This window comes from Pseudomonas sp. 2995-1, from assembly GCF_002742505.1.
In the GTDB taxonomy this organism is placed as follows: Bacteria; Pseudomonadota; Gammaproteobacteria; order Pseudomonadales; family Pseudomonadaceae; genus Aquipseudomonas; species Aquipseudomonas sivasensis.
Window position 1 is genome coordinate 1 of record NZ_LJSA01000357.1, and the last position, 228, is coordinate 228.

Genomic DNA, 228 nt, shown 5'->3' on the forward strand with positions numbered 1-228 from the left:
ATCTTATTACCATATCTCCACGAAGATGAATAAACATTTATCGACACCTCACCTTTTCACTTCTATACTTCCATTTTTAACAATATAAATTTGGGCTACTTGTAATGTTTGATGATGAATGCCTTCAACACTTGTAGTTGCAACAAAGGTTTGAACTTTGCCTTGAATGGTATTTAGTAAATGGGATTGTCGGTGGTCATCTAGCTCTGATAATACATCGTCTAATAG

Annotated in this window: 1 pseudogene; it reads right to left on the bottom strand. The window is 34.2% G+C overall.

From position 1 onward, the window contains the following. Positions 1-48 precede the first annotated feature (48 nt). Positions 49-228, bottom strand: a pseudogene (locus tag AOA61_RS16380) (DNA replication and repair protein RecF); the annotation flags it as partial.